Annotated in this window: 3 protein-coding genes and 3 tRNA genes; all 6 read right to left on the bottom strand. The window is 52.4% G+C overall.

The features are described 5' to 3' along the window. Positions 1-419: GTP-binding protein (locus tag AC1RMG_RS32345; RefSeq protein WP_492628937.1), on the bottom strand; the 419-nt coding region annotated here is incomplete at its 3' end. 84 nt (positions 420-503) lie between these two features. Next, positions 504-579, bottom strand: a tRNA-Thr gene (locus AC1RMG_RS32350). Between the two features lie 26 nt (positions 580-605). Then, positions 606-679: transfer RNA gene (locus AC1RMG_RS32355), tRNA-Gly, on the bottom strand. 24 nt (positions 680-703) lie between these two features. Continuing rightward, a tRNA-Tyr gene (locus AC1RMG_RS32360) sits at positions 704-788 on the bottom strand. A gap of 142 nt (positions 789-930) precedes the next feature. Next, on the bottom strand, positions 931-1,377 hold the full coding sequence (locus AC1RMG_RS32365) for a hypothetical protein (protein ID WP_493171069.1): 447 nt from the start codon (positions 1,375-1,377) through the stop codon (positions 931-933). 163 nt (positions 1,378-1,540) lie between these two features. Continuing rightward, complete coding sequence (birA, locus tag AC1RMG_RS32370; RefSeq protein ID WP_053160208.1) at positions 1,541-2,503, bottom strand: bifunctional biotin--[acetyl-CoA-carboxylase] ligase/biotin operon repressor BirA; 963 nt, start codon at positions 2,501-2,503, stop codon at positions 1,541-1,543. Between the last annotated feature and the right edge of the window lie 222 nt (positions 2,504-2,725).

Here is a 2,725-nt window from a genome sequence, read left to right on the forward strand (position 1 = left end):
ATGTCAGCCTTGTTCAGGAAGACAACGATGTACGGAACGCCTACCTGACGGGACAGCAGGATGTGCTCACGAGTTTGTGGCATCGGACCATCGGCGGCCGAGCAAACCAGGATCGCGCCGTCCATCTGGGCAGCACCAGTGATCATGTTTTTGACGTAGTCGGCGTGACCTGGGCAGTCAACGTGCGCGTAGTGACGAATGTTCGAGTCGTACTCTACGTGCGCAGTGTTGATGGTGATACCACGAGCTTTTTCTTCTGGGGCGCTGTCGATCTTGTCGAAGTCAACACGAGCCGAACCGAAAACTTCGGAGCAAACGCGAGTCAGAGCAGCAGTCAGAGTGGTTTTACCGTGGTCAACGTGACCGATAGTACCCACGTTAACGTGCGGCTTATTACGTTCGAACTTTTCCTTAGCCATCGAAATCACCCCTAGGAGAAGAATTGAGCAAGTCACCCAAGCCATTAAAACAAAGGCAGATATTTTCATATCTGCCTTGTTATATGGAGCTCTTGAGCGGATTTGAACCGCTGACCTCACCCTTACCAAGGGTGTGCTCTACCAACTGAGCTACAAGAGCGTAACACCTTGCAAAACCTGCAAACTTGGAGCGGGTAGCGGGAATCGAACCCGCATCATCAGCTTGGAAGGCTGAGGTTCTACCACTAAACTATACCCGCGGAGCCTGCAGCTCTCGCTAAATCTGGTGGAGGGGGAAGGATTCGAACCTTCGAAGTCGTAGACGTCAGATTTACAGTCTGATCCCTTTGGCCGCTCGGGAACCCCTCCTAAGCGAGGCGACATTCTATATCATGCCACCCTTCTGTCAAGCATTTTCTCAATAAAATCTTGAGGTTAGCTGCGTTGACCTCGCTTCGCGACGCCGACTTCGTGAAGTCTTCGCTGCGGAGCGGGCGCCATTCTATGCAACCTATTCGACAGTTGCAACCCCCTCGCAAGGCATTATTTTATGTTTTAACTCATTGAATTCTTTAGCAAGGTTCTGCAGTTGCAGATCATCCAGCAAATGCTTGCTCTCGGGAGCCACACGAAGCCAAAAACCAGAAGAACCAGGAACACTCAAGGACTGCAGCCTGACATCAGCCCCCAGCCCTACCAGCCGCTGCTCCAACATCTGAGCCGTATCACGACGAGCAAAGCCCCCCAGATAAAGACAGCTTGCATCAACCTCCCCTGACTTACCCTTATCCCGCCGCTCGACCGAATCAGAAGACTCACTCAACAAACGGATATCTTGCTGAGTACCTCGATAGAGCGAGAGAGGCATGACCTCTTTCGCACGAAGCGGCGCTTCCTGCTGATGCCAGATGTAATAAAAGCAATTGAGGACCAATAACAACAGAAACAACCAGCGCATAAAAACCTCAAGACAGAGGACAAGGCTTAAACAACTCGAAAAGATGGATCACGTACAAGCTGATCTTGCGGAACCGATGCAACACTCAAAGCCCCACCCCACACAAGGAATCAGCCCCTACCTCCTAGCCGTAGATCGCGCAAGCGCACATTGATGGCCGAACTCATGAGCCATCACGCAACCTTAGACTGAGCTCCCCGCCGCTATACGTTTTCTCCTCCCCCTCAACGCTCAATCGCAAAGCTCCTTGGCGATCAATACCCAACACAACACCATCGATCTTATTTACGCCCGCGATCAGAGACACAGCACGCCCCTGCCAGAGGTGACCTTGCTCCCACTCACCCTGGATCGCGGAGAAGCCATTCAGCCGATGACGCTCCAGATAAGACACAAGAACCTCATTCAATCGAGCAACAAGCTGATTGCGATCAATAACCTTGCCAGACTCCAACCTCACCGAAGTCCACTCCTGATCGATCTCTTCAGCGCTTTGCATATTCACATTGATCCCAATGCCCAGGACCACATGACACACATCCGCAGGATCACCCACCAACTCCAAAAGTATCCCCGCGACCTTCTTCTGACCAACCAAAACATCATTTGGCCACTTCAAACCCGCACCAGGAATTCCATACTCACGAAGGGTATGCATGACCGCCAACCCAACGACCAGGCTAAGCCCTTCCAATTGCCGGAGACCTCCGTCCATACGCAAGACGAGGCTGTAATAGATATTTTCGGCAAAAGGGCTTACCCACTTACGACCACGACGGCCTCGCCCCACCGTCTGGCGCTCAGCTAGCACAAGAAAAGGAGCCACACTCCCTTCTTCAATGGATCGCAGCGCCTGTGCATTCGTGGAGTCGATAGAGTCGAGAATTCGGATATCCCAGGAGCCACTGGAAATAGAGGAGCGGCCTATCTCAGCACTGCTCAGCAATGTGATTGGAGTGGCCAGCTGGTAACCGCGGCCTCGCACCTTATGAATGACAAGCCCCAACTCCGCCTCAAGAAGCTGTAACTGCTTCCATATAGCACTACGGCTAACACCCAGCGCCTGACCGAGCGCCTGACCCGAGTGAAATCGCCCATCTTTCAGAAGCTCTAACAACGTCGACATGCAGTTTCCGCCTCACCATGAGGCAGGCATGATAGCCATGCCCAGCGCTATTGCATAGAAACCCCCACCTGACGAGCAAGTCGATCGAGACAGCAAAAAATCAAACCCATTTTTCGCGCGCAAAAACAAAACCCCAACTGCATGCGCAGTTGGGGTTTCGGAATTTAATCTTGACGATGACCTACTCTCACATGGGGAAACCCCACACTACCATCGGCGATG

The sequence above is a fragment of the Pseudomonas sp. GW822-FHT04H02 genome, assembly GCF_058800645.1.

What these genes read in the sequence shown, in the direction of transcription:
- birA (WP_053160208.1), bottom strand. Translation starts at nt 2,503, where the DNA reads ATGTCGACGTTGTTAGAGCTTCTGAAAGATGGGCGATTTCACTCGGGT.
- AC1RMG_RS32365 (WP_493171069.1), bottom strand. Translation starts at nt 1,377, where the DNA reads ATGCGCTGGTTGTTTCTGTTGTTATTGGTCCTCAATTGCTTTTATTAC.